The organism is Streptomyces sp. NPDC058525 (genome assembly GCF_042719495.1).
In the GTDB taxonomy this organism is placed as follows: Bacteria; Actinomycetota; Actinomycetes; order Streptomycetales; family Streptomycetaceae; genus Streptomyces.
Genome location: NZ_JBHXNP010000002.1, coordinates 21,416 through 45,496 on the forward strand (window position 1 = coordinate 21,416; position 24,081 = coordinate 45,496).

The 24,081-nt window shown below is 73.1% G+C and carries 23 protein-coding genes and 1 riboswitch; of the genes, 13 read left to right on the forward strand and 10 right to left on the reverse strand.

Going from position 1 to position 24,081, the window contains the following annotated elements; genetic code table 11:
- Nucleotides 1-25 precede the first annotated feature (25 nt).
- Genes ACFWP3_RS01395 through ACFWP3_RS01405 form a run of 3 tightly spaced genes read right to left on the reverse strand, consistent with a single transcriptional unit; the run spans nucleotide 26 to nucleotide 3,564 of the window.
- On the reverse strand, nucleotides 26-1,447 hold the full coding sequence (locus tag ACFWP3_RS01395) for an FMN-binding glutamate synthase family protein (RefSeq protein ID WP_384215361.1): 1,422 nt from the start codon (nucleotides 1,445-1,447) through the stop codon (nucleotides 26-28).
- 40 nt (nucleotides 1,448-1,487) lie between these two features.
- Complete coding sequence (locus ACFWP3_RS01400; RefSeq protein WP_384215362.1) at nucleotides 1,488-2,855, reverse strand: mycothione reductase; 1,368 nt, start codon at nucleotides 2,853-2,855, stop codon at nucleotides 1,488-1,490.
- A 37-nt stretch (nucleotides 2,856-2,892) separates the two neighbouring features.
- Nucleotides 2,893-3,564 (reverse strand): LysE family translocator, encoded by a 672-nt coding sequence (locus ACFWP3_RS01405; RefSeq protein WP_384215363.1) that lies wholly within the window; start codon nucleotides 3,562-3,564, stop codon nucleotides 2,893-2,895.
- A 291-nt stretch (nucleotides 3,565-3,855) separates the two neighbouring features.
- Here ACFWP3_RS01405 and ACFWP3_RS01410 point away from each other — a divergent pair, with 291 nt between their 5' ends.
- The gene (locus tag ACFWP3_RS01410) at nucleotides 3,856-4,341 is read left to right on the forward strand and encodes a hypothetical protein (protein ID WP_384215364.1); all 486 of its coding nucleotides are present in this window, start codon (nucleotides 3,856-3,858) and stop codon (nucleotides 4,339-4,341) included.
- Complete coding sequence (locus tag ACFWP3_RS01415; protein ID WP_384215365.1) at nucleotides 4,338-7,211, forward strand: tetratricopeptide repeat protein; 2,874 nt, start codon at nucleotides 4,338-4,340, stop codon at nucleotides 7,209-7,211. The genes ACFWP3_RS01410 and ACFWP3_RS01415 overlap by 4 nt, the downstream gene beginning before the upstream one ends.
- 3 nt (nucleotides 7,212-7,214) lie before the next feature.
- Here ACFWP3_RS01415 and ACFWP3_RS01420 read toward each other — a convergent pair whose 3' ends face one another.
- The 3 genes from ACFWP3_RS01420 to ACFWP3_RS01430 all read right to left on the reverse strand — a co-directional run bounded on the left by ACFWP3_RS01420 (nucleotide 7,215) and on the right by ACFWP3_RS01430 (nucleotide 11,159).
- A complete protein-coding gene (locus tag ACFWP3_RS01420; RefSeq protein ID WP_384215366.1) occupies nucleotides 7,215-7,805 on the reverse strand; it encodes an anaerobic ribonucleoside-triphosphate reductase activating protein in 591 nt (196 codons plus the stop codon).
- Nucleotides 7,802-9,589, reverse strand: a complete 1,788-nt coding sequence (locus tag ACFWP3_RS01425; RefSeq protein ID WP_384215367.1) for a ribonucleoside triphosphate reductase — start codon at nucleotides 9,587-9,589, stop codon at nucleotides 7,802-7,804. Before ACFWP3_RS01425 ends, ACFWP3_RS01420 begins: the two co-directional genes overlap by 4 nt.
- 40 nt (nucleotides 9,590-9,629) lie before the next feature.
- Nucleotides 9,630-9,776, reverse strand: a riboswitch (cobalamin riboswitch).
- Nucleotides 9,777-9,827: 51 nt separating this feature from the next.
- Complete coding sequence (locus ACFWP3_RS01430) at nucleotides 9,828-11,159, reverse strand: MFS transporter (protein ID WP_384215368.1); 1,332 nt, start codon at nucleotides 11,157-11,159, stop codon at nucleotides 9,828-9,830.
- 99 nt (nucleotides 11,160-11,258) lie between these two features.
- On the opposite strand from ACFWP3_RS01430, the gene ACFWP3_RS01435 reads away from it, so the two are divergent.
- A complete protein-coding gene (locus ACFWP3_RS01435; protein ID WP_384215369.1) occupies nucleotides 11,259-12,344 on the forward strand; it encodes a DUF5937 family protein in 1,086 nt (361 codons plus the stop codon).
- A 59-nt stretch (nucleotides 12,345-12,403) separates the two neighbouring features.
- Complete coding sequence (locus tag ACFWP3_RS01440) at nucleotides 12,404-12,964, forward strand: EF-hand domain-containing protein (protein ID WP_384215370.1); 561 nt, start codon at nucleotides 12,404-12,406, stop codon at nucleotides 12,962-12,964.
- A 4-nt stretch (nucleotides 12,965-12,968) separates the two neighbouring features.
- Here ACFWP3_RS01440 and ACFWP3_RS01445 read toward each other — a convergent pair whose 3' ends face one another.
- Nucleotides 12,969-13,607, reverse strand: coding sequence for a DNA alkylation repair protein (locus ACFWP3_RS01445; RefSeq protein ID WP_384215503.1), 639 nt, complete (start codon nucleotides 13,605-13,607; stop codon nucleotides 12,969-12,971).
- 335 nt (nucleotides 13,608-13,942) lie between these two features.
- Between ACFWP3_RS01445 and ACFWP3_RS01450 the strand changes: the two genes are divergently transcribed.
- The 7 genes from ACFWP3_RS01450 to ACFWP3_RS01480 all read left to right on the forward strand — a co-directional run bounded on the left by ACFWP3_RS01450 (nucleotide 13,943) and on the right by ACFWP3_RS01480 (nucleotide 19,015).
- On the forward strand, nucleotides 13,943-14,524 hold the full coding sequence (locus tag ACFWP3_RS01450) for a heme-binding protein (protein WP_384215371.1): 582 nt from the start codon (nucleotides 13,943-13,945) through the stop codon (nucleotides 14,522-14,524).
- A gap of 269 nt (nucleotides 14,525-14,793) precedes the next feature.
- Nucleotides 14,794-15,390, forward strand: a complete 597-nt coding sequence (locus tag ACFWP3_RS01455) for an ankyrin repeat domain-containing protein (RefSeq protein WP_384215504.1) — start codon at nucleotides 14,794-14,796, stop codon at nucleotides 15,388-15,390.
- Nucleotides 15,387-16,574 (forward strand): YncE family protein, encoded by a 1,188-nt coding sequence (locus tag ACFWP3_RS01460; RefSeq protein WP_384215372.1) that lies wholly within the window; start codon nucleotides 15,387-15,389, stop codon nucleotides 16,572-16,574. The genes ACFWP3_RS01455 and ACFWP3_RS01460 overlap by 4 nt, the downstream gene beginning before the upstream one ends.
- A gap of 130 nt (nucleotides 16,575-16,704) precedes the next feature.
- A complete protein-coding gene (locus ACFWP3_RS01465) occupies nucleotides 16,705-17,184 on the forward strand; it encodes an MBL fold metallo-hydrolase (protein ID WP_384215373.1) in 480 nt (159 codons plus the stop codon).
- On the forward strand, nucleotides 17,133-17,552 hold the full coding sequence (locus ACFWP3_RS01470; protein ID WP_384215374.1) for a hypothetical protein: 420 nt from the start codon (nucleotides 17,133-17,135) through the stop codon (nucleotides 17,550-17,552). The genes ACFWP3_RS01465 and ACFWP3_RS01470 overlap by 52 nt, the downstream gene beginning before the upstream one ends.
- Nucleotides 17,553-17,652: 100 nt before the next feature.
- Nucleotides 17,653-18,171, forward strand: a complete 519-nt coding sequence (locus tag ACFWP3_RS01475; protein ID WP_384215375.1) for a hypothetical protein — start codon at nucleotides 17,653-17,655, stop codon at nucleotides 18,169-18,171.
- Nucleotides 18,172-18,370: 199 nt separating this feature from the next.
- Nucleotides 18,371-19,015 (forward strand): TOPRIM nucleotidyl transferase/hydrolase domain-containing protein, encoded by a 645-nt coding sequence (locus tag ACFWP3_RS01480; RefSeq protein ID WP_384215376.1) that lies wholly within the window; start codon nucleotides 18,371-18,373, stop codon nucleotides 19,013-19,015.
- 53 nt (nucleotides 19,016-19,068) lie between these two features.
- On the opposite strand, the gene ACFWP3_RS01485 is transcribed toward ACFWP3_RS01480, so the two are convergent.
- Nucleotides 19,069-19,569, reverse strand: a complete 501-nt coding sequence (locus ACFWP3_RS01485) for a hypothetical protein (protein WP_384215377.1) — start codon at nucleotides 19,567-19,569, stop codon at nucleotides 19,069-19,071.
- A gap of 77 nt (nucleotides 19,570-19,646) precedes the next feature.
- On the opposite strand from ACFWP3_RS01485, the gene ACFWP3_RS01490 reads away from it, so the two are divergent.
- The gene (locus tag ACFWP3_RS01490) at nucleotides 19,647-20,309 is read left to right on the forward strand and encodes a hypothetical protein (RefSeq protein WP_384215378.1); all 663 of its coding nucleotides are present in this window, start codon (nucleotides 19,647-19,649) and stop codon (nucleotides 20,307-20,309) included.
- 58 nt (nucleotides 20,310-20,367) lie between these two features.
- Nucleotides 20,368-21,324 carry a glycosyltransferase family 2 protein gene (locus ACFWP3_RS01495; RefSeq protein ID WP_384215379.1) on the forward strand — a complete coding sequence of 319 codons (957 nt, stop codon included), beginning with the start codon at nucleotides 20,368-20,370 and terminating at the stop codon, nucleotides 21,322-21,324.
- A gap of 21 nt (nucleotides 21,325-21,345) precedes the next feature.
- Here the strand turns inward: ACFWP3_RS01495 and ACFWP3_RS01500 are convergent, their stop codons facing one another.
- The gene (locus tag ACFWP3_RS01500; RefSeq protein WP_384215380.1) at nucleotides 21,346-22,545 is read right to left on the reverse strand and encodes a hypothetical protein; all 1,200 of its coding nucleotides are present in this window, start codon (nucleotides 22,543-22,545) and stop codon (nucleotides 21,346-21,348) included.
- 90 nt (nucleotides 22,546-22,635) lie between these two features.
- Entirely contained in the window at nucleotides 22,636-24,009 is a 1,374-nt protein-coding gene (locus ACFWP3_RS01505; RefSeq protein WP_384215381.1) for a cryptochrome/photolyase family protein, read from the reverse strand.
- Nucleotides 24,010-24,081 lie beyond the last annotated feature (72 nt).

Sequence of the window (24,081 nt, forward strand, 5' to 3'; positions counted from 1 at the left end):
CGGCACCGTGCTGCGGGTGCCGGGTTCAGCGGGTGAAGCGGTCCGGGTCGGCCGCCTGCCAGTCGGATGCCCAGTCGGCGGGCGCCGATGCGAGGAGCTGTCCCGGGGTGAGCCACGTGTGGAGTTCGGCGTAGGAGCGGACGGTGTGCGGGTCCACCCGGTGGAGCAGCATGTCGGGGCGCAGTCCGCGCGGGTCGTCGACGCCCATCGCGGCCATGATCTGGAGGGCGCTCTTGACCGTGGCTTCCTGGTAGCGGCGTACGCGCTGCGACTTGTCGGTGATGTCGACGGCGCGGGCGCGCCGCGGGTCCTGGGTGGCGACGCCGACGGGGCAGGTGTTGGTGTGGCAGCGCTGGGCCTGGATGCAGCCGATCGCGAACATCATGGCGCGGGCGGCGTTGGTGTAGTCGGCTCCCTGGAGCAGGCGTTTGACGAGGTCGCTGCCGGTGGCCACCTTGCCGCCGGCCCCGATGCGGACGCGGTCGCGCAGCCCGCAGCCCACGAGGGCGTTGTGCACGGCCATCAGCCCTTCGCCGAGCGGCAGGCCGACATTGTCCACGAACTCCAGCGGCGCCGCGCCCGTGCCGCCCTCCGCACCGTCGACGATGACGAAGTCCGGTGTGCTGCCCTCCTCCAGCATGGCCTTGCACACGGCGAGGAACTCGCGGCGCGATCCGACGCACAGCTTGAAGCCGACGGGCTTGCCGTCGGCGAGCTCGCGCATCCGGGCCAGGAAGCGCACCAGCTCGCGCGGGGTGGAGTACACGCGGTGGAAGGGCGGCGAGATGACGGGCTCGCCCTGCGGCACCCCGCGGACCTTCGCGATCTCCGCGTTCACCTTGGCCCCCGGCAGGACGCCCCCGATGCCGGGCTTGGCTCCCTGACTGATCTTCAGCGATACGCATTTGACCTGCTCGTGCGCCGCCTTCTCGGCGAACTTCCGCTCGTCGAAGCCACCTTCGTCGGCCCGGCAGCCGAAGTAGCCGGTGCCTATCTCCCAGACGAGGTCCCCGCCCGGCCGCAGGTGGTGATCCGACAGGCCGCCCTCGCCGGTGTCGTGGGCGAAGCCGCCCAGCCGCGCCCCGGTGTTGAGCGCGCGTACCGCCTGGGCCGACAGCGAGCCGAAGCTCATCGCCGAGACGTTGAGCAGGGCCATGTCGTAGGGCCGGGTGCAGTCGGGGCCGCCGATGCGGACCCGGGGCGGGGTGGTGCTCACGGGGCGGGGGGCCATGGACGGGACGAGGTACTCGCTGCCGGACCGGTAGAGGTCGAGTTCGGTGCCGAAGGGCTCCTCCGCGTCGGTGCCCTTGGCCCGTTCGTAGACGATGCTGCGGGTGTCGCGGTCGAACGGGCGGCCGTCGAAGTTCCGCTCGATGAAGTACTGCTGGAGCTCCGGGCGCAGCGCCTCCCTCGAGCCGAGGACGGCTGTCAGGAGTAGTTTCAGCACACCGCGCTTGTGTCCCGGCCCGGCGCGCTCACGCGCGGGGTCACAAGTCGAGGTCGAGGAGGGCGTTCTCGACGAGCTCGGTGGGCGCCGGGTGGATCCAGTACGGGGACCTGGCGAGGGTGGACGCGTCGATGCCCGCGGTCATAGCCAGGACCAGGGGCTGGATGAGGGCGGGTGCCTGCGGGCCCATGACGTGGGCGCCGAGCAGCCGGCCGGTGCCCCGTTCGGCGAGCACCTTGCAGAAGCCGGTGGTGTCCTCCATGGCCCAGCCGTAGGCGACGTCCTCGTACCGTGCCTCGCCCACCAGCACGTCCAGCCCGCGCTCGCGGCACTCCTGCTCGGTGGCGCCGACCGAGGCGATCTCGGGGTGGGTGAAGACGGCCGCCGGTACCAGGTCGTGGTCGGCCTCGATCAGGTCGTCGGGGTGGCGGAGGTTGTGGGCGACGACCTGGGCCTCGCGGTTGGCGACGTGCTTGAGCGGCACCGGTGTGCACACGTCTCCGAGTGCGAAGACGCCTTCCGCGGTGGTGCGCTGGTACGCGTCGACGACGATGCGGCCGTCGTCGCGGGTCGCGATCCCGGCGGCCTCGAGGTTCAGCCGGTCGCTGTTGGGCACGCGGCCGGCGGCGACCAGCAGCATGTCCGCCTCGACCGTCGAACCGTCGTCGAGGCTCAGCCGCAGCGCGCCGGGGCGGCCGCCGACCTCGGTGACCTCCCGGCCCAGCCTGAGGTCGAAGCGGGAACGGGCCAGTTCGGTGAACCGTTCGGCGACCGTCTGGTCCTGCGGGCCGAGCAGGAGCTCCTCCTTCTCGACGATGACGACGGAGCTGCCGGCGGCGGCGAACACCTCGGCGAGCTCCGCCGCGATGTACCCGCCGCCGAGGACGGCCAGGCGGCGGGGCGGGGCGTCGATCCGCATGACGGTGTCGGAGGTCTCGTACGGCAGTGCGGAACCGGCGACGGGCGGGGGCACCGACGGGCGGCCGCCGACGGCGATGACGATCTGCCGGGCCCTGATGCCGACGACGCCGTCGGGGCCGTCGATCCGGAGTTCCCGGGGGCCCGTGAAGCTTGCCGTCCCCTCGTACACGGTGACGAAGTCCGTCTCGCGGCGATCCCGGCGGCCCTGTTCGCGGTCGGCGTCCAGGCGTCCGAACACCCGGTCCCGCACCGCCCGCCAGCGCACGCCCGCCAGCTCCGCGTCGACGTCGTACGTGCCGGCCTCCTCGACGGTCCGGGCCACGTGCGCGGTGTGGACGAGCATCTTGCTCGGGATGCAGCCCGCGTTCAGGCAGGTGCCGCCGAACCACCTCTCCTCGACGATGGCCACGTCGAGGCCGGCGAACGACTCGTCGATGACGGCGTTGCCGGATCCCGCACCGATGACGACAAGATCGTGCTCACGCATGCCGCCAGGCTACGTCGGCAGCCTGCGGGCCGCCCGGTCAGTCGGCGAGGGCGAGGTGCACGCCGAAGCCTGCGATGACCGTGCCGCTGACCCGGTCGAGGATCCGGCGTGCCGAGGGGCGCTGGAGCCTGACGCGCAGCGCCCGGGCGCATGCGATCAGCACGCCCGACCAGAGCAGGCCGAGCAGGATGTGCACGCCGGCCAGCAGGGTGCCGGTCAGCAGGTGCGCGGCGCCGGCCGGGATGAACTGGGGCAGGACCGCCATGTAGAAGGCGCCCACCTTGGGGTTGAGCAGGTTCGTCAGAGCGCCTTGGCGCCAGCCGCTCCCGAAGCCGTCGCCGGCATCCGCCTCGGGCTCGTTCGCGGGCGCGGCCCCGGTCCCGGCCTCGGCCTGGTCGGGGTCCGCACCAGGCCGTCGGCGCAGGGTCGACACCAGGATGCGGCTGCCCATCCACACCAGATAGGCCGCGCCCGCCCAGCGGAGTGTCTCGTAGGCGAGGTGCGAGGCGGTCAGTACGGCGGTGAGACCTGCCGAGCTGAGCACCCCCCAGGCGAGGGTGCCGGTCTGGATGCCGAGGACGACGCCCCAGGCGCGCCTGCGGCGGCCCAGGGCGGCGGTGCGCAGGACGAGGGCGGTGTCGAGGCCCGGTGTGAGGGTGAGGAGTCCCACGATCAGCGCGAAGGACCCCAGTGCCGAGGCAGTGATCATGCCGCAACTGTAGCGACGCGGCCCCCGACTTCCCATATCCTGCCCGGAATCGGGCAGAAGATGGTCCGCTGGACCCGCGGACGCGGCAGCCGCGGTGGGTGGGGCCGAACCGGGGACGGGGGCGGGCGACTTGCCCTAGGCTGATCCGCCTGCCCGATCTGTCCGTGGGGGGAATCGGCGGCGGCCGAGGAGCCGGGTGCGCACGCGGCCCGGCTCGCCGCTCGGCTCAAGCCCGGCTCTATGCCCGGCTCGCTGCCCGGCGATCCCGCACCGCCGTTGAAGGAGACCCGCATGCTGGAGTTGGCAGAGCTGGCCACGACCGGAGCCGCGGCCGTCGTGGCGGCGATGGCCACCACCGCCTGGGACGGCACACGGGAATCCGTGGTCCGGCTGTTCCGTCGCGGCGACACCGCCGGGCAGGAGACGGTCGAGGTCCAGTTGGCCTCGCACGACGACCTGGTCCGGCGGACCGAGGACAGCGAGCGCGCCCGCCGGGCCCTGCTCCCGCTGTGGGAGCTGCAACTGGAGGCGTTCCTGGTCCAGTACCCCGACGCCGCCGACGACCTGCGCGCCCTCATCGCCCGCGCCCAGGAAGCGCTGCGGCAGGCCGAGCGGCCCTCGGTCGTACAGAACATCACCGCCTCCGCCCCGGGCGCCACCGCCGCGGGCGTCACGCACGGCAACGTCTACCTGACCACCACCACCCACTACGGCGGCCCGCCGGCGGCCACCGCCCCGGGCCCCGTCACCGGCGGAGCACCGGAGGGTGACGCGTGAGCGAGCCGGACGACGGCTCCCGGCCCCGGTTCGTACAGAACGTGGTCGCCGTCAACAGCTTCGCGTACGGCGCGATGGGAGCCGACATCCACCTGCACTCCGGCAGCGGGCTCCCGCTGTACCTGCTGGCCAACTGGCAGGACGGACCGGACACCGACCCCCGGTGGCTGCGGGAGCTGCCCAGCCGGATGCTCAACGCCCGCCGCGCCGTCGTACCGTTCACCGGCCGCCAGGACGAACTCGAAGACCTCCGGCAGTGGCGCGACGACAGGGGCCGGCGGCTGGAGACGCGGTGGCTGTACGGGCCGGGCGGCCAGGGGAAGACCCGGCTGGCGGACCGGCTCGCCGCCGAGTCCGCCGAGGCCGGCTGGAAGGTCGTCGTCGCCTTCCACGGCCCCGACGCCGACCCGGTCGCCTCCGGCAGCCAGGACCTCCGGCTCGACGGATCCGCCGGCGTACTGATGATCGTCGACTACGCCGACCGGTGGCTCACCACGAACCTGACCTGGCTGCTGAAGAACTCGCTCCTGCACCAGACCGGTGTGACGACCCGGATCCTGATGCTGGGCCGCACCCTCGACGCGCTGCCCCCGCTGCGCGCCACCCTGGACGCCTACCAGGCCGGAGTCTCCAGCCGGCCCCTCTCCGCCCTGCCTCCCGACGGGGACGCGCGGGGCACGATGTTCACCACGGCCCGCGACGGCTTCGCCGCCGCCTACCAGCTGCCCGACAGCGCCGGGATCCAGGCGTCCGTACCCTTGGGCGGGGCCGAGTTCGGCCTGACCCTGGCCGTGCACATGGCCGCGCTGGTCGCCGTCGACGCCCACGCCACCGGCGCGGACCCGCCCGCGGACCGGGCCGGCCTGACCATGTACCTGCTGGACCGCGAGCAGCTGCACTGGGCGCGCCTGTACGGCGACGGCGCCCGTGCCGCACAGGACGGGACCGGCTTCCGCACCCCGCCCCCGACGATGAACCGGGCCGTGTTCACCGCGATCCTCACCGGCACCCTCCCCCACACCGCAGGCGCCGCCGTCCTGGACCGGCTGCGGGTGCCCGATCCCGCGGGCGTACTGCGGGACCACGCCTCCTGCTATCCCCCGCCCTCCTCCACCGGCCAGGTCCTGGAACCCCTCTACCCCGACCGCCTCGCCGAGGACTTCCTCGCGCTGACCGTCCCCGGCCACCGGTCCGCCTATCCGGACCAGCCCTGGGCGATCCCCACCGCCTCCGCGCTGCTCGCCCGCAGCGACCGGGAGCGCGCGCCGGCGCCCTGGACGCCCCGCGCGATCGTCTTCCTCGCGTCGGCCGCACAGCACTGGGCCCATCTCGGCCCGCGCTACCTCAACCCGCTGCTCCTCGAAGACCCCCAGCTGGCGGTCGACGCCGGCAGCAGCGCCCTGACCGTCCTCGCCGGCCTCCCGGACGCCGTCGCCGTGCTCGAGGCCGTCGAGGCGCGGTTCCCGCCGGGCAGGCACACCGACCTCGACCCGGGCATGGCGGCCCTCACCGCCCGCCTGACCGAGCACCGGGCCGGCCTCACGGACGACCCAACCGAACACATGGTGCTGTACGAGCACCTGGCGATGCGTCAGTGGCACGCGGGCCTGCACCGCCGGGCGCTCGACAGCAACGAGCGGGCCGTGGCCTGCTGCCGCCGCCTGGCCGACGAGGATCCCGCGCTCCATCTGCCCTCCCTCTCGGGCGCGTTGACCAACCGAGGCGTCTTCCAGTCGGAGCTGGGACTGCACACCGAGGCCCTGGAGGCCACCGAGGAGGCCATCGAACTGGCTCGCCGCCACGATGCCGAGTACCCCGCCGACGACCACCCCGACGTCCCGCGCGCCGACCTGCCCGGCGCCCTGGGCAACCTCGGCAGCCGCCTGTTGGCGGTGGGCCGCATCGAGGACGCCCTGCAGGCGAACCTCCGGGCGGCCGAGGTGTACGGCACCCTCTCCGACGCGGACCCCGCCGCGTACCGGCCGGACTTCGCCCGCGCACTGGTCAACACCGGGATCATGCTGTTCCAGTCGGGGGACCGGGCCCTGGCCGTGCAGACGGGGCTGGCGGCGGCGGAGATCTACCGCGAACTGGCCGCCGCGGATCCGTACGCGTACGAACCCGCGTTCGCGACCTCGCTGGTCACCGTGGCCAACCACCTGTGGGGATCGGGGCGCGGGAAGGCGGCGGCGGGCGCCGCCGCCCTGGCCGTGGGCATCCGCCGCCGGCTGGCCGAAGCGAACCCGGACGCCTACCGGCCCTCCCTCGCCCGCGCGCTGACCGCCTTCGGCGTCTACCTGTGGAACACGGACCATCCCGCGGAGGCCCTGGACGCCACCGAGCAGGCGGTCAGCCTCTGGCGCGAACTGGCCGAGGCCCAGCCCGCCGTGCACGAGGGCCACCTCGCCAGCGCCCTGTCCAACCTCGGGAACCGACTCGCCGCGGTCGACCGGCCGGAGCAGGCGCTGGCCGCCACGGAAGAAGCCGTACGCATCCACAGCGGCCTGGCCGCCACCGGCAACACCCTGCACCAGGACGAGCTGGGCAAGGCGCTGAACAACCTGGGCAACCGGCTGGCCACGCTCGGCCGCGCGGAAGAGGCCGCCGGTGCCTCCCGGCTGGCCGTGGACATCTACCGCCGCCTGGCCGGCGAACTCCCTTCGACGTACGAGCACAGCCTGGCCCGCGCGCTCGTCAACCTCGGAGTACAGCTGGGCCGGCTGGGCCGCGTCCAGGAGGCCCTGAACACCGCGGACGAGGGAATCCGGATCCAGCGGGCCCTGGCGTCGAAGGACGCCGCGGCCTTCGCCGGCGACCTTGAAGGGTACGTGGCCACCCGGGACGCCCTGCGGTCGAGGTTCGCCCGCTGAACCTCACACGGCACGCGCCTCCTGCCGTACGTGATCGTGGAGCCCGTGCCCGGCCAGCCACGACTCCAGGTCGGCGACGTCCCCGTCGTCGAGCAGCGCCGGGTCGACCGTCGTGCGCAGCTGGTGCGGGACCCCTGCGTCGAGGAGGAGGCGGAGGCTGCGCAGGGCGGGTTTCGCGCTGCCCCGCACCCCCGTGACGCGGGCGTAGGACTCGGGGGCGGCCTTGATGTCGAAGCCGACCCAGTCCACCAGGCCCTCGTCGAGCACCTGCGCGAAACGGCGCGGGTAGCCGCCGCCGGTGTGCAGGCCCACGCCGTGGCCCAGGGCCCGCACCGCGCGCATCGCCTCGACGAGGTTCGGCTGGAGCAGCGGTTCGCCGCCGGAGAAGACGACTCCGTCCAGCAGGCCCCGACGGCGTTCGAGGTGGGCCGTGACCGTCTCCCACCGCACCTCGGTCGGCCCGCGCGGGTCGAGCAGCTCCGGGTTGTGGCAGTAGCCGCATCTCCAGGGGCAGCCCTGGCAGAAGACGGTCGTGACCAGTTTGCCGGGCCAGTCGCAGGTGGAGAGCCGGGACCAGCCGCCGATCCGGATCACGCCGGGGCCGACGCCTTCTCCTGGAAGTGGGTGCGCTCGGCGTGCTCGCCCTTCTTGCCGATGTTGAACGAGGCCACCGGACGGTGGTAGCCCATGACGCGGGTCCACACCTCGCAGTCCCCGTCGCAGGTCGGGCAGGTGGCGTGCTCGCCGGCCAGGTAGCCGTGCTCGGGGCAGATGGAGAAGGTGGGAGTCACGGTGAGGTAGGGCAGCGAGAACCTCTCCAGGGAACGGCGCACCAGGCTGCGGCAGGCTTCGGCGGTCGAGACGCGTTCCGACATGTAGAGGTGGAGTACGGTCCCACCGGTGTACCTGGTCTGCAGTTCGTCCTGTCGCTCCAGTGCCTCGAAGGGGTCGTCGGTGAAGCCGACGGGCAGCTGGGAGGAGTTGGTGTAGTACGGGTTCTCGGGGGTGCCGGCCTGCAGGATGCCGGGGAAGCGGCGGCGGTCCTCCTTCGCGAAGCGGTAGGTGGTGCCCTCGGCGGGGGTGGCCTCCAGGTTGTAGAGGTGGCCGGTCTGCTCCTGGAACTCGACCATCCGGGCCCGGACGTGGTCCAGGAGGCGCAGGGCGAGCGCGTGCCCCTCGGGCGCGGTGATGTCGTGCGCGTCGTGCGTGAAGTTGCGGACCATCTCGTTGACGCCGTTCACGCCGATGGTGGAGAAGTGGTTGCGCAGGGTGCCGAGGTAGCGCTTGGTGTACGGGAACAGGCCGCCGTCGATCAGGTCCTGCACGGTGATCCGCTTGGTCTCCAGGCTGTCCCGGGCGAGCTCCAGCAACCGGTCCAGGGCGTCGAGCAGGCCCTGCTCGTCACCCGCGTACAAGTGGCCCAGGCGGGCGCAGTTGACGGTGACCACACCGAGGGAGCCGGTCTGCTCCGCGCTGCCGAACAGGCCGTTGCCGCGCTTGAGCAGCTGGGTGAGGTCGAGTTGCAGACGGCAGCACATCGAGCGGATCTGGCCGGGTTCGAGGTCGGAGTTGATGAAGTTCTGGAAGTACGGCAGCCCGTACTTCGCGGTCATCGCGAAGAGCCGTCCGGCGTTCTCGCTCTCCCAGGGGAAGTCCTTGGTGATGTTGTACGTGGGGATCGGGAAGGTGAAGACCCGCCCGGTCGCGTCCCCGGCGGTCATGACCTCGATGTAGGCACGGTTGATCAGGTCCATCTCGGCCTGCAGCTCGCCGTAGGTGAAGCCCATCTCCTCGCCGCCGATGACCGGTACCTGCTCGCGCAGGTCGGCGGGGCAGGTCCAGTCGAAGGTGAGGTTGGTGAAGGGGGTCTGGGTGCCCCAGCGCGAGGGCACGTTGAGGTTGTGCACCATCTCCTGCATGCACTGGTACACACGCTCGTACGTCATGGCGTCCTTGCGCACGAAGGGGGCCATGTAGGTGTCGAAGGAGCTGAACGCCTGGGCGCCGGCCCATTCGTTCTGCAGGGTGCCGAGGAAGTTGACGATCTGCCCGGCCGCCGAGGAGAAGTGCCGGGGCGGGGCCGAGTCGATCTGGCCGGGGACGCCGTTGAAACCCTCGGCGAGCAGGGTGCGCAGGGACCAGCCCGCGCAGTAGCCGGCGAGCATGTCCAGGTCGTGGATGTGGAAGTCGCCGTCGCGGTGGGCACGCCCGATGGCGGGGGTGTACACCTGGTCGAGCCAGTAGTTGGCGACGACCTTCCCGGCGGTGTTCAGGATGAGCCCGCCCAGCGAGTAGCCCTGGTTCGCGTTGGCGTTGACCCGCCAGTCGCTGCGGTCCAGGTATTCGGTCACCGAGTCCACGGCGTTGATCTGTGTCACGTCAGCCCTCCCACGAGGCGGTAGAGACCCCATCACGCGGACATGCGCGCGAGGTGCCGGCAGGTATCGGGCTCCAACCGTCGTGCGGTCGCTCACCGTTGCGGGGCAGCCCCGGATTCGCACCGGGTTCCCTGTTGTCTCGGCGGGCTTCGGAAATGCCTGCCGAACCGACAGCGGCAACACTACATCTGGGGGTCCTGGCGACACGCCAGCACAACATATTGGGTGACCTTCGGCTCTACGGACGGGCCGAAGGTCCTGCCGCCCGGGCCGACGGACCCGGCTGCACGCTCACGCCGGTCCGGGACCGTACGGGCGTCTGCCGGTCCTTCTCGGTGGCGACGGCGCCCGCGGACAGGAGCGTCGCGGCGGCCAGGCTGCCCCACAGGGCGGTCGGGCCGTGCGGGGCGAGCGCGGTGATGACCGCCGGGGAGACGGCGAGGCCGAAGCCCGAGGAGAGTTCGAAGCGGGCGAGGGTGCGTCCCAGGAGCCGGGGCGGGGCCAGGGCGGTGACGAGCGCGGTGGCGCTGCCGGCGTAGACGATCTCGCCGAGGGTGCAGAGCACGGACACCGCGGCGACGGCCGGGGCGCCCCAGCCGTGTCCCGCCGAGGTGGCCGCGAGGAAGCCGAGGTAGGACGCGGCGAGCACGATGCCGGCCAGCGCCAGCACGGTCCGCCGGGGGAAGCGGGACAGCAGGACGGTGACCGGAACCTGTAGGGCGACCACCAGCACCGTGTTGGCCACGAAGATGGCCGCCGACCACACCGGGGATGCGTGCAGCTGTGTCAGCAGGACCAGCGGGAGCGCGATTTCGGGGATGTTGAGGCAGAAGACGTAGACCACGTTGGCGGCGAGCAGCGCACAAATCCGCGGTGCGGGCCCGGCGTCGCCCTCGCACTCTCCCTGGCCTTCGCCCTCGCCTTCGCCTTCGCCTTCGCCTTCGCCGGCCTGGGCGGCGGCCGGCCGCGCGCGCAGCCGGACCGACCACGCCAAGGCCGCCGCGGTGAGATAGGCGAGCCCGGTGACGGCCGCCAGCACCTGCAAGGCCGCGGCGCCGCCGGCCAGGCAGACGGTGGCGAGGAGCGCGCCCACGCCCAGCCCGGCGTTGCGCAGGGCGCGGCCGGCCGCGAGGGCGGCGTCGCGTTCCCGGCCGTGGGCGACCGTGGCCACGAGCGCCGCATGGGCGGCCGGCCACGCCTGGTTGCCGATCCCGAGGAAGAGGGCCGCCGTCGCGAACGGCCAGACGTACCCCGCCGGTGTGGCCAGCAGCAGCGCCACGCCCAGGACCCGCACCAGCATCGACGCGGCCACGACCGCGCTGCGTGCCCCGCGGTCCAGCCACCGGCCCACCGCAGGCATGCACACCAGGCCCACGACGACGCCGACGGTCATGGCGATGCCGGTGGCCGGCGCGGACAGCTTCAGCACCAGCACGCCGTAGATCAGCAGGAAGGGCCTGAGCAGGCCGGTGCCGAGCGCGTCCACGGCGAGCGCGACGGCGTAGCGGGGGCCTCCGGAGGCGCGGACGAGGGCGCGGGGACGGACCTTGAGGGTGGTGGTGGTTGCCATGGCGCCCACCCTGCGTGCGGCCGCCGGACCGGCCGCGTCGGTTGACGGTGTCCGTCAATCGGTTCCGCCGCCGCCCGGCCGGTCGGTGATGATGAGGGGGTGACCTTGAGGATCGACATCAGCGGTCTGCGGTCCGGGCAACTGCGGTTCGCCGCCTCCCCGCTGGCCGAGCTGACCGCGATGCTGCACGTACTGGCCGAACCCGGCCACCATCCGCAGCTCGCCGGCTGGGCCGGGGAGGTCTGGGCCGGGCTCCCGCCGGAGCCGGCCGAGCGGTTGCGGGAGGCGGAGTTCCTCTGGCGTTCCTCACAGGCCGACTTCCTGCTCCCCGCCCGACCCCGGCCGACGCTGGCCGAGGAGTTGGACGACGTGGACCGGATCGACGACGAGACGTACGTGACCGCCGCGCTCGTCACCACCTGCGGAAGCAGCCGGGTCCCCTTCGCCGCGCCTTCGCCGCTCACGCACCCCGGCGCGCGCGAGCGGGCCCTGGACCTGGCCCAGGCCCGCGGCGCGCGCCAGGAGGCCTTCGCGGAACGGCTGCTCGCGGACCCGGCCGCCGTACGGCAGCGGGTGCGCCACACCCTCGAACAGTGCGCCGAGGCCTTCTTCGACGCCGCCTGGACGGGGGTCACCGCCCAGCTCGCCGCCGACCTGCGCCTGAAGAACGACCTGCTGAGGCGCCAGGGCATCGGGGCCGCCCTGGCGTCGGTCTCCGGCGCGGTCTCCCTGGCACCGGACGGTGACTGCATCATCGTGGACAAGCTGCAGGACAAGGCGACCGCCGCCCGCGGCAGCGGGGTCACCTTCATCCCCAGCGTCTTCGGCCGCCCGCACCTGGTGGCGGTCCACGCGCCCGGATGGCAGCCGGTGGTGCAGTACCCGGTGGCGGAACCGGGCCCGTCGGAACCGGTGTCGCTGGAGACGGTCAGCCTGCGGCTCGAAGCACTGGCACACCCGGTACGGCTGCGGCTGCTGCGCACCCTGGCCCGCGGTCCGCACACCACGGTCGAACTGGCCCACGCCTGGGAGCTCTCGCCCCCGGAGGTGTCCCGCCACCTCGCCGTCCTGCGCCGCGCGGGCCTGCTCACGGGCCGGCGGCAGGGCCGCTACGTCCGCTACACCCTCAACCTGCCCGACCTGACGGCGCTGGGCACCGATCTGCTGGCGGCCGTACTGCGCTGACACGCCCCCGGGCGCGGGAATCCGCCGGTTCGCGCAGGGCCGCGGCCTAGGCTCGCGGCATGGGTACCGAGCGGTTGGCAGCGGCCGACAAGATCTTCGACCGGCTCGACACGGACGGCGACGGAGTGCTCGCCGCCGACGACTACCGGGCGAGCGCGGACAAGATGCTCCAGTCGTACGGGATGGGGCCGAGCTCACCGAAGGGACGCGCGCTGATCGAGGCGAACCTCGCGGTGTGGCAGCGGCAGGCCGAGCTCGTCGACCGTGATCACGACGGGCGGATCACGCGCGAGGAGTACCGGGAGTGGGTCGGCTCCCTGCCGCCGGCCTCGGCTTCCGGCAGGCCCTCGGGTTCGCCGGAGGTGATGGCCGCGCTGCACGCGCAGTTCAACGTGGCCGACCGGGACGGGGACGGGCTCATGGACCGCCGCGAGTTCGTGGCGTGGCGCGGGTTCAAACTCGTACCGGAGGAGGCGGCGGAGGCAGCGTTCGCGCTGGTCGACGCGGACCGGGACGGTGCGATCAGCTGGGACGACTTCAACGGCGCGGAGCAGCGGCACGGTCTGGCGGCGCTGCTGTACGGCCCGGGCTGGCCCTCCCTTTCCGACCTTCCCGGGTAGGCCGTCAGGCCTGGCGGCGGACCATCTCGGTGATCCAGGCGGGTGCGAACGGAGAGGTGCAGCCCGGGGACGTCGGGTAGTCCTTGAGCACCTCCAGGCGCTCGCCGATCTCCAGGGCGCGGGCGCGGTGCTCCGGGTGCTCGATCCCGATCTGGGCCAGGCAGTGGTTCATCGCCCACTGCAGGCGGTCCGGGGCATCCTTCATCCGCGCCTCGATGACGTCGAGCAGTCCCACGAGGTCGAGGCCCTCGGGCTTCTTCGCCACGCGTTCGGTGGTCAGCGCCCAGCCGGCACTCGCGACCACCGGATCCGGATCGGCGAACCAGGCCGTGCGCAGCTCTTCGGCGTGCGGGCTCTTCTTCACCACGTAGTTCACGAGCCAGTCGTGCACCTTGGGCGTGCGCGCCGGGCGCAGCATGGCGTCCAGCTCGTCCCGCCCGAACGCCTTCGGGCGGCAGATCAGGAGCGCCAGCAGCCTCGCCGCGGTGTCGCCCGTCTCCCAGAGCGCGCAGGCGAGGTCCTGCTGCGTCTTGAGCCGCTTCGCGATCGCGCGCAGCTTGCCCAGGTTCACACCGTGGTCGTCGCCGTGCTTCTCGTTCACCGCGCGGGCCTTCGGGTCCTCGAGTCCGGCCAGCTCGGCCATCACCTCGTCGACCGTCGTCCCGCTCAGCGTCGTCCCTGCCACCTCGGCCACCTCGGCCACCTCGCCCTCCTGTCCGCCACGTGCGGGGCTCACCCTACGACGGAAGCCGGCCTGCCGTCCCGCACGCCGGTTCGACGGCGGGCGGGCGGGCGGCGGGGCTGCGGGGCGGCCGGGGTCATCCGATCGGTTGACCCGGCCATCAGCCGTCCGCGCGCGCCATGCAGCCGGTACGCCGACGGGCCGGCGCCCTCGGCGGGCCCACCATGGATGTCAGAGCGGGGAAGGCCGGACCGGCCGGGCCCCAACTGAGCATCCAGATACAGGAGTTGGCCTCAATGAAGCACGTCGAGAAGTTCTCCGGGCGTACCCGTGCCCTCACCGGCGGCGCCCTGGTCGCCGCCCTCGCCCTCGGCGGCTTCGGCGCCTACTCCGCCGCTGCCACCCCGGCCCCGGCGGCCCCGGCCGCCGCAGCCGCCGCAGCCGCCGCGCAGGCGGATGCCAAGAACCGGAACCTGACCCAGTCGACCCACCTGACCGTCGATGCCGCCACCAAGGCCGCGCAGGCCGCGCTCGACGCCGCCGAGAAGGAGAACCAGCGCGTCTCCGTCGCCGTCGTCGACCGCAACGGCAACACCCTCGTCACCCTGCGCGGCGACGGCGCCGGACCGCAGTCCTACGAGTCGGCCGAGAAGAAGGCCTACACGGCCGTGTCCTGGAACGCGCCCACCTCCGAACTGGCCAAGCGCCTTGAGCAGGCCCCCAACCTCAAGGACATCCCCGGCACCCTGTTCCTCGGCGGCGGCGCCCCGGTCACCGCCAAGGGCGCCCCGGTCGCGGGCATCGGCGTCGCGGGCGCGCCCTCCGGCGACCTGGACGAGAAGTTCGCCCGGGCCGGTGTCGCGGCACTGGACAAGTAGCCGCGCTCGCGGCGACGCGCTCCGCGGACGGTTCCCATGACCCGGCTCACCCCACCCACGATGTCGCGGAGGTCCAGGTGACCACGTCGAGCACGACGCCCGCCCAGACCCCGGCGGCGCACGCGTCCCCCCGTACCGTGCGCCGCCGGCCCCTCTCCCCCGCCCGGATCCGCGCGAGCGCCCGGGCGGGCATCGCCATCGCCGTGCGTACGAGGACCAGGACGCTCCTGGCCTCGCTGCGCGGCCTGACCCACCCGAGGAGCACCGCCATGCCCCCTGCCGACCGGGCCCTGCTGGCCGCCGTCCGGGACGACGACGCCGACGCCGTGCGCGCGGCCGTCGACGCCGGCGCCGACATCGAGACCCGCGACGAGCACCGTCGCACCCCGCTCCTGATCGCCGCCCTCGGCGACCACGTGGCGGCCGCCGGGGCCCTCGTCGCGGCCGGCGCCGACCCCGACGCGCAGGACGACCGGGAGGACAGCCCGTGGCTGGTCACCGGCGTCACCGGCAGCGTCCGCATGATGCGCACCCTGCTCCCGGCCGGACCGGACCTCACGCTGCGCAACCGGTTCGGCGGCATCTCCCTGATCCCCGCCGCCGAACGCGGCCACGTCGACTACGTGCGCGCCCTGCTGCGGGAGACCGACATCGACGTCGACCACGTCAACCGGCTCGGCTGGACCGCGCTGCTCGAAGCGGTGATCCTCGGCGACGGCGGCCGCGCGCACCAGGAGATCGTGGAGCTGCTCGTCACCGCCGGCGCCACACCGCACCTGCCGGACGGCGACGGCGTTACCGCACTCGAACACGCCGAGCGCCGCGGCTTCACCCGGATCGCCGGCCTGCTGAGGGCCGTACGGTGATCAGCCGTTCGGACACCGGCCGTACGGGGCGCCCCCGCAGGCGCCGCCGGACCGTACTGACCGCGGCGGCGGTCACGGCCGGGGTCGCCGCGCTGCTCACGGGCTGCACACAGGCGGGTCCCACGGGATCCGCCGCCGCTGCATCGGCCCGGCCGGAGGCGGGCATGACCCCCGGCCCCGAAGCCGGCGCCCGCGCGCAGGGCAGGACGCCGGACGGGACGCTCCTGGTCGCCGACTTCGGATCGGACACCGTCACCTTCGTCGACCCGGAGAAGGGCCCCTTCGACTCGGTGAAGGTCGGCACCGCGCCCTACGGCCTGGCCGTCGGCGCGGACGGCCGCGCTTGGGTCGCCACGGCCGAGGGCGTCGCCGTCGTCGACACCGCCGCCCGCGAGCGCCTGGCCGTCGTGCCCTACCGGACGGCGGGCCTCGGCCGCTCGACGTACGGCGAGTACCGCGGCGGCGGCATGGGCATCGCCCTCGCGCCGGACGGCCGCCGCGTCTACGTCGGCGTCAACGTCCCCGGCGGCAACGGCACGCTGGAGGTCATCGACACGGACACCCTGAAGGTCACCGGGAGCGCCGGCACCGGCCGCCGCCCCTTCGACGTGGACGTCTCCCGGGACGGCCGCCAGGTGTACGCGACGGACCACGACTCCTTCGACGTCACGGTCGTCGCCGCGGACACCCTGGACACGCGCCGCATCGAGGTCGCCCCCTACGGCACCGAGGGCGGGCTCGGCTCGTGGCTCAAGCCGCACTACACGGCCGTACGCCCCTCCGACGGCCGGCTGCTGCTGCCGTTCGAGGGCGAGAGGCTGGTCGTGGTCGACCCCTCCACCGGCAGGTCGACGGTCGAGCGGATGACCGCGAACACCCACCAGCACGGCGCGGCCGTCACCGCCGACGGCACCCTGCTCGTCGTCGGCACCGGTCCCATCGACCCGTCCACCGACGAGGGGCCCTCGCTCACCGTCCGCGCGCCGGACGGCACCGAGAAGGTGATCCCGCTCGACGGTCCGCACGAGGACGTCACCGTCTCGAAGGACGGCCGCACGGCGTACGTGACCGGGGGCTTCACCCGCGACGGCCACTGGGACGGCATCACCGTCGTCGACCTGGACACCGGCACGGCGCACCGGCTCCCCGCGGGAAAGCGCCCCCTGGGCATCGCGGTCCTGTGAGACCTGTGAGTCCTGTGAGACCTGGAGTCCCGTGGGGCCCGTGACCCGCACGCGTCGCCGCGCAGGCTCCGCTGCGGGATGCGGCGTACGCTCGGCGAACCGGACCCGGACCAGACCGCGGGAGGAACGCATGACCGCGCTCGGTGACCTGATCGAGATCGACGACCGCACCGTCCTGGTCCTCGGACAGGGACTGGACGTCGAGCACGATCAGCCCGATGTCGCCAACGCCCTGGTCCACCGGGCCGGCGACACCCTGGTGCTCGTGGACACCGGAGTCACGACGGCCTTCCGCACCGCCCTGCGGAAGGCGGCCGACCGGGTCGGGCCGTGGTCCCGGGTCCTGGTGCTGACCACCCACGGGCACCTCGACCACGTGGGCAACAACGACCTGGCCGACGAACTGGGCGTGCCGGCCGAGCACTACGTCCCCGCCCTCGACCTCGACCAGATGCGGGACCCCCTGTCGTACTGGGTGCGCGCCTTCGACCGCATCGCCGGGTCGGCGCCGCTGCCCGCGGGGCGATGGCCGACGCCGACCAGCTCAAGATCCAGACCGTGCTCGGCGCCGCCGCGCGCCTCTTCGAGGAGGGGGAGGCCGGCCTCCTGACCGACGGCCACACGTTCGCCGTGCGCCGCGGCGCCGAGGTGGTGCCGTACGTGGACGGGCTGCTGGAGCAGGCCACCGCGCTGCAAGCGGCCGCGCTCGGGCTGACCGGGGAGGGCGCGGAGGTCCGGGCGGGCGCGTTCACCACCCGCTACGCGCGGGCCGTCGCCGATCTGGGGGTCGGCGGCGCCAACCCCAACACCGTGTTCACCGCCATGATGGCGGTCAACCAGCTCCGCGAGCTCGGGCTGCGGCCGGAGTCCGCGGACCCCGACGCACCCTGGTCCCGGCCCGCGCTCCGGAACCCCGTACCGGAGGCCGGGACCCGGTCCGGAATGGAACAGCCGGGTCCGGGTCCGGGACAAATCTGAAGAAGTCCTGAAAACCACGGCCGGGGCCGGGGGGCGGTCAAGATCAGCGGGATGGGAGACTGGGCCTCCGAGCAGCGAACCGACAGGACGGACCCCCCTCGTGCGACAACGACAGCGGCGCGCAGCCCTCGCGCCCCTGGTCATGGCGGCACTGGTGACGGCCGCGGCCACGGCCTGCGCCCCTCCGCTGCGGGACCTCGGCCCGCTGCCCCCGCGTTTCACGGGTCCGCCGCTGACCGCGGACACGGTGGTGTCGGAGATGACGTCGGTGCTGGCGGCCGAGGGCGTCACGGTGAAGCGCGAACCCTCGGGCGTCCTGGGGCGCTGCACGGAACGGCTCTCGGGACGGCACGAGCCGCACACGGTGGAAGCCGCCGTGAAGGCGGCCGTCGCCCGGGCCCGTTCCGAGCACGGCTGGCAGGCCGGTCCCGACACGGGCAGCGAGACGATCACCCTCAAGAAGAGCAACTGGACGGTCCTCGTCGGCTTCAACGGCGAGCCCGCGCAGGGCATTCAGGCGCCGGTCATCGTGTCGCTGATGTGCCTGGACGGCGGCGCCTCCACTGCCCCGGCGACCCCCACGGGACCGGCGTTCACACCCGTACCGGGCGCCTCCTGAGGGCGGCCGGCCCGGGACCCTGAAACCGGGCGACGGTCGAAGCGTGACGTCATGCCCGACCGGTCGTTGAGCCTGACGGTCAGCGAAGTGACACAGCCGGGCCCCGGGGACGCTCTCCCCGGGGCCCGGCTGTGTCGGGTCGGGGCGGGTGATCGGATAATTCCGTGCCGCCCCGCCGTTCGACAGGCAGACTCGCTCCATGACGGACATGCAGGAGTTCCGGTACGCGGTCAGCCGCCGAGCAGCGGGCGGACATGCCGGGCCGGACGGACGTGACGGGCTCGACGGTCCGGCGAGCGATCTGGCCGTCCGGCTGGGCGTGCGGACGGCCGTCCTGCTGGAAGGGGCGAGCGACCTCGCCGCCGTCGAGGCCCTGGCCGCGCGGCGCGGCCGGGACCTGGCCGCCGAGGGCGTGTGCGTGGTGTCGATGGGCGGGGCGATGAGCGTCGGCCGGTACGCCGGCCTCCTCGGGCCGACCGGACTCGGCCTGCGCCTGACAGGACTGTGCGACGAACGCGAACGGCCCTTCTTCGACCGCGGCCTGGCGCGCGCGGGAGCGGAGCGCGGGGACGTCTTCGTGTGCGTGGCGGACCTGGAGGAGGAGCTCATCCGTGCGCTGGGCGCGCCGAAGGTCGAGGAGATCGTCCAGGCCGAGGGGGACCTGCGTGCCTGGCAGACCTTCATGCGCCAGCCCGCACACCACGGCCGGCCTGCGCGGCAGCAGTTGCGGCGCTTCCTCGGCACGAAGAAGGGCCGCAAGATCCGCTACGGCCGTCTGCTGGTCGAGGCCCTCGACCACGATCAGGTGCCGGCTCCCCTCGACGGCCTCCTCGCGAGCCTGTGAGCGACGCCGGCGATCGCGGTCCTGCCGCCGCGGCGGCTCGTCCCGTGCCGGGGTCAGCGGCCGGCGCGGTGGTCGTAGACCGTGAGGGACAGGTCCTTCATCGCGGCCTGGGCGCGTTCGGAGTCCAGGCCCTGGTCGAGGGCCTCCAGCGCGGCCGCCGCCGACACCCGTACCGCGAGGGGCAGGCCGTCGTAGGCGGAGACCCGGTACGCGACCGTGCGGCGGGCGTCCCGTTCCTCCTCGCTCACGCCGTCGTGGGTGAGGGGGAAGACGGCCGCCTGATAGGTCGCGATGCTCACGAGGACCGCGTCGGCGATGCCCTCCGCGTACCCGTCGGCCCGTGCGAGGCCGCGCTCGGGCCGGAAGAAGGCCGCCACCTGGCGGCGCGAGAGGAACGAGCCAATGCCGGCGCCCAGACCGGCCGCGCAACCCGCGGCCAGGGCCGTCGTCCTGCCACCCAGCAGAAGCCCGAAGCAAACCCCGCCGACCGCTCCGCACATCACCAGTACGAATGTGATCATCAGATGAATGCGGGTGGCGATCGAGGACGTCATGCCCAGCAGTATGCACAGCGCTCCCGGCGCGCCTCGAACCCGCATGCCCCGAAAACGCCTGATGTGAGGGAGTCGTCATGAGTACGGGAAGGTGGCTGCGCGTCTCGCTGCAGCGCTACGTCCTGACCGCCCTGGTCGGCTGGGCTGCCGCCGCGGCCGTGCTGCCTGCGCTCGGCGACGAGCCCTTCGGCTCGGCCTTCGCCCTGGGCCTGCGCGCGGGACTGGTGGGGGTGCCCCTCCTGACGCTCGCGACCATGTTCGTGATCACCCTGCTGGCCGGTCGGCGGTTCGAACCGCCGGACGGTGGCATCGAGCGGATCCGGGGAGGCTGGATGGTCGTGCTTCCGCTGGCCCCGCTGCTGCCCGTGGGGCTGCTCGCGCCCTTGCAGTACCTGATCGTGGTGGCGACCCAGCTCGTCTACGCCTGCTGGGTGCTGCCCGCCCAGGACCGTCACGACACCGCCGGCGTCCTGCGCTCGCTCGCCGACCCGGCCGTCCCCGCCGGGCAGCGGGCCCGCATCGCACGGGCGGTCGGCGAACTGCGCTCCAGGCCGGTCCTGGAAGCCCTGGTGAACGCCGCGACCGACGAGGAGCCGGAGGTGGCCGAAGCCGGGCTGGAGACCCTCTGCACCATCTGGCGGCGCGACGGCGTCGTGGGCGAAGACCTGCTGCTCAAGCTGCATCCGCACGACCAGGACCAGGTCCGCGGCCTGGGCGTCAAGGTCCGCAGTCCCTGGTGAGCGAGGGCTCCGGCTTCTCGGAGTGCCGGGTCCAGGTGCTTCCCGCATCATCAGTGCTGTGTACGACACAGGCACGGGATCGATCGCGTTGTCGGTCGTGGTTCCCATCTACAACGAGGAGGAGGCCCTGCCCGTGCTGGCGGCGCGGCTGCGGCCGATCCTCGACGGGGGCGGGGAACCGTACGAGGTCGTCGCCGTCGACGACGGCTCGACCGACAGGACCCCGCGCCTCCTGGAAGACCTGCGTGCCCTCTGGCCCGAGCTCCGCGTCGTGACCCTGCGCCGGAACAGCGGCCACCAAGCCGCCCTCACCGCCGGATTGCACCGTTCCGTCGGCGCCCACGTGGTCAGCATCGACGCGGACCTCCAGGACCCGCCCGAGCTCATCCCCGAGATGCTGGCCCTGGCCCGGGCGGACGGTCTGGACATCGTCTACGGAGTCCGCACCGACCGGTCGACCGACAGCGGGTTCAAACGCCGGACGGCCGGCGCCTACTACTGGCTCATGCGCCGCCTGGCCGGCTCCTACGTCCCCGCTCAGGCCGGCGACTTCCGCCTGCTGTCCCGCGCCGTGGTGGAAACCCTCAAGACCCTCCCCGACCAGCAGCAGATCTACCGTCTGCTCATCCCCTGGCTCGGCTTCCCCGGCGGCCAGATCACCTACCAGCGCGCCGAACGGGTCGCCGGCACCACCAAGTACCCGCTGCACAAGATGATCCTCCTGGCTCTGGACAGCGTCACCAGCTTCTCGGCGATCCCCCTGCGCCTGGCCACGGCGATCGGCGCCTTCAGCCTCGTCCTCTGCCTCGCCTTCCTCACCTGGGCCCTCACCGTCTACGCGATGGGAAGCACCCTGCCCGGCTGGACCTCTCTGATCATCACGGTGCTGTTCTTCGGCGCCGTCCAGCTCTTCTGCCTGGGCATGCTCGGGGAATACGTGGCGCGCATCTACACGGCCGTCCAGGGCCGGCCCACCTATTGCGTCGCCCGCGACACGGGAGAAGAGCGGAAGTAGCCGGGCGGGCAGCGGGCCGGGTCACACCAGCACCCCCGCGAAGAACATCGCCCCGAGGAAGAAGTACTGGACCGAGCACAGGATCAGCAGCGGCACCTGCACCCACCGGGACATGCGCCTGACCAGCAGGAGCCCGACGAACATCTGCGCGTGGTTGCGGTACCACGACATCTCCGCGCCGGCGAGGAACGGGGCGCAGAAGATCGCCACCGTCAGCACCAGGGCGGCCCATTCCTCGACGTCGAGCCGGCGGTTCCGGATCAGCCGCACCGCGGCCGTCGCCACGACGAGCAGGACGAAGGCGGTGTTGAGCCAGAGCTGGGGCCGGTGCGCGGCGAGGCTGTGCTCCACCAGCCACGGCAGGGGCCCCTCGGGCGTGTACCAGTGCCGGAACGGGAAGTCGTAGGCCTTGCGCATCTCGCCGAAGGGTTCGTGCAGGTCGCCTTGCCGGTAGCTGGACGCCTGGAGGACCTCGTACGCGTCCCAGCGGCCGGTCGCCTGCCACATCAGCCATTTCGCCCAGAGCACGCCGCCGCCCGCGACGGCCGCCGACAGCCCGGCCTTCGCGCACCGGATCGGCCACGCGTCCCTCCGCCAGGCGAAGAACACGCTCAGCAGCAGCATGCCGACGGCCACGGCGCCGACCGGATAGCAGGCGACCGCCACGAACCCGCCGGCGGCGGCCATCGCCCAGGAGCCGCGTTTCACTCCGGCGATGCAGACGAGCAGCGCCAGCGTTCCGGTGGCGATCGGGAACATCGCGTGGAAGTAGATGCCGCCGGGGAACACGGTGCCGATGGCGAGGGTCAGACCGGTGGCCCAGGTGAGCCGGGCGCCCAGCAGCCACCACAGCACCGCGAACATGCCGAGCAGGGACGCTTCGGTGATGACGACAGCCGAGAGGTCGTACGAGAGTCCGGTGGCCGAAGCCGCCCGGACCGACATGGGATATCCGGGGAACCAGGCGACGTTTCCGCACATGACATCGCGGAAGTCCGGATAGCGGTCGCGGCACCAGAACATCTCGTAGCCGGACTCGGCGATGGACAGGTAGTGACCGGAGTCCCAGCGGTGGCGGCTGTCCATGGACCAGTAGGCCACCTCGGATCCGTCGCCGGCGACGGAAACGGATCCGACCAGCCAGCTGACGAGGTTCGCGACCAGCCAGGCGACGACCGGCGGCAGCAGGCCGTGACGCCGGTCGCGGCGGAATTCGATCATCTCGGTCAGTCTGGCGAACGCCCGGCGGAGCTGCATCCGGAGGTGCCCGTCCGGCCGAGCCGGGTCGGGTCCGGCCGGACGGGGCGCGGCTCAGCCGAGGCCCCGGCCCTCGCGGAACCGGCCGAGCGCGTCGGTCAGGTCCACGACGGGCTCCGGGTAGTCGATCCCGGCGCGCTCCGCGCTCGGGAGCTTCCACGGCTGGTGGGCGTACGGGACGGGCAGCCCGGCCAGCTCGGGGACCCAGCGGTGCACGTAGGCGCCGTCCGGGTCGAAGCGGCGGGCCTGGATCAGCGGGTTGAGGACCCGGTTGGGGCGGGTGTCGGAGCCGGTGCCGGCGACCCACTGCCAGTTGAGCTGGTTGTTGGCGACGTCTCCGTCGACGAGCAGGTCGAGGAAGTGCCGCGCCCCGATGCGCCAGTCCACGTACAGCGTCTTGCTGAGGAAGCTGGCGGTCAGCAGCCTGGCCCGGTTGTGCATCCAGCCCTCGGCGCGCAGCTGGCGCATGGCCGCGTCGATGACGGGGTAGCCCGTGCGGCCGTCGCGCCACGCCTGGATCTCCTCCCCCGCGTCCCCTTCGGTGCGCCAGTGGTCGTGGCGGGACCGGTAGTCCGCGGCCGCGGCGTCGGGGCGCGCGGCGAGCACCTGGTGGTGGAAGTCCCGCCAGCAGATCTGGCGGACGAAGGCGGCCGCGCCGAGCCCACCGCGCTGCCGGGCCCGCCCGACGACCTCGACGGCCGAGAGGGTGCCGAAGTGCAGGTGCGGGGAGAGCCGTGAGGTCACATCGCCCGCCAGGTCGTCACGGGTATCGGCGTACTGCCGGATGCCACTGCCCAGCCAGCGGTTGAGCAGTTCCCGCCCCTCGGACTCACCGCCCCTGGCCAGCAGCTCGGACACGCCCCGGACGGCGGTGCGGGCGGGCAGGGGCCCCGAGGCGAGCCCCTCGGGAACGGGCACCTTGCGCGGCGCGGCCGCCGGCGCGCGGAGCGGCAGCCCCGCCCAGTGCCGGAAGTACGGGGTGAAGACGGCGAAGTGGTCGGAGCCCGCCGGGAGCACCTCGCCGGGGGCGACGGCCGTGACGACCGAGTCGTGCACGTACAGCCGCCGGCCCTCCCGTTCCAGGGCGGCGCGCAGGCGCTCCTCGCGGGCACGGGCGTACGCGCTCACGCCGGCGGCCATGTGGACCTCGTCGGCATCGCTTTCCTGAGCCACCGCTCCGACCGCCGCCACGGGGTCCCCGGAGCGCAGGATCAGCCGGCCGCCGCGGGCGCGGAGCCCGGCGTCGAGGTCGGTGAGGCAGTCGGCGAGGAAGGCCTGCCGGTTGGGGGCGTCGAAGCCGGCGGCCTCGATGTGGCTGTCGCGGACGAACAGCGGCACCACCTCCGTCGCGGACGAGAGGGCTGCGCGCAGCGGTGGGTGGTCGTGTACGCGCAGGTCGGAGGTGTAGAGGACGATGGCGACGGTCATGGGAGCGCGCTCCGTACGGGTAGGGCGGATACCGGCTGTGAGGGTCTTCTCCGGTGGGGGCCTTTCCGGATG

Excerpts from the sequence above, each read along its gene's own strand:
- ACFWP3_RS01400 (WP_384215362.1), bottom strand. The coding sequence starts at position 2,855 with ATGCGTGAGCACGATCTTGTCGTCATCGGTGCGGGATCCGGCAACGCC.
- ACFWP3_RS01405 (WP_384215363.1), bottom strand. The coding sequence starts at position 3,564 with ATGATCACTGCCTCGGCACTGGGGTCCTTCGCGCTGATCGTGGGACTC.
- ACFWP3_RS01410 (WP_384215364.1), top strand. The coding sequence starts at position 3,856 with ATGCTGGAGTTGGCAGAGCTGGCCACGACCGGAGCCGCGGCCGTCGTG.
- ACFWP3_RS01430 (WP_384215368.1), bottom strand. The coding sequence starts at position 11,159 with ATGGCAACCACCACCACCCTCAAGGTCCGTCCCCGCGCCCTCGTCCGC.
- ACFWP3_RS01440 (WP_384215370.1), top strand. The coding sequence starts at position 12,404 with ATGGGTACCGAGCGGTTGGCAGCGGCCGACAAGATCTTCGACCGGCTC.
- ACFWP3_RS01445 (WP_384215503.1), bottom strand. The coding sequence starts at position 13,607 with ATGGCCGAGCTGGCCGGACTCGAGGACCCGAAGGCCCGCGCGGTGAAC.
- ACFWP3_RS01450 (WP_384215371.1), top strand. The coding sequence starts at position 13,943 with ATGAAGCACGTCGAGAAGTTCTCCGGGCGTACCCGTGCCCTCACCGGC.
- ACFWP3_RS01455 (WP_384215504.1), top strand. The coding sequence starts at position 14,794 with ATGCCCCCTGCCGACCGGGCCCTGCTGGCCGCCGTCCGGGACGACGAC.
- ACFWP3_RS01465 (WP_384215373.1), top strand. The coding sequence starts at position 16,705 with ATGACCGCGCTCGGTGACCTGATCGAGATCGACGACCGCACCGTCCTG.
- ACFWP3_RS01480 (WP_384215376.1), top strand. The coding sequence starts at position 18,371 with ATGACGGACATGCAGGAGTTCCGGTACGCGGTCAGCCGCCGAGCAGCG.
- ACFWP3_RS01485 (WP_384215377.1), bottom strand. The coding sequence starts at position 19,569 with ATGACGTCCTCGATCGCCACCCGCATTCATCTGATGATCACATTCGTA.
- ACFWP3_RS01490 (WP_384215378.1), top strand. The coding sequence starts at position 19,647 with ATGAGTACGGGAAGGTGGCTGCGCGTCTCGCTGCAGCGCTACGTCCTG.
- ACFWP3_RS01500 (WP_384215380.1), bottom strand. The coding sequence starts at position 22,545 with ATGATCGAATTCCGCCGCGACCGGCGTCACGGCCTGCTGCCGCCGGTC.
- ACFWP3_RS01505 (WP_384215381.1), bottom strand. The coding sequence starts at position 24,009 with ATGACCGTCGCCATCGTCCTCTACACCTCCGACCTGCGCGTACACGAC.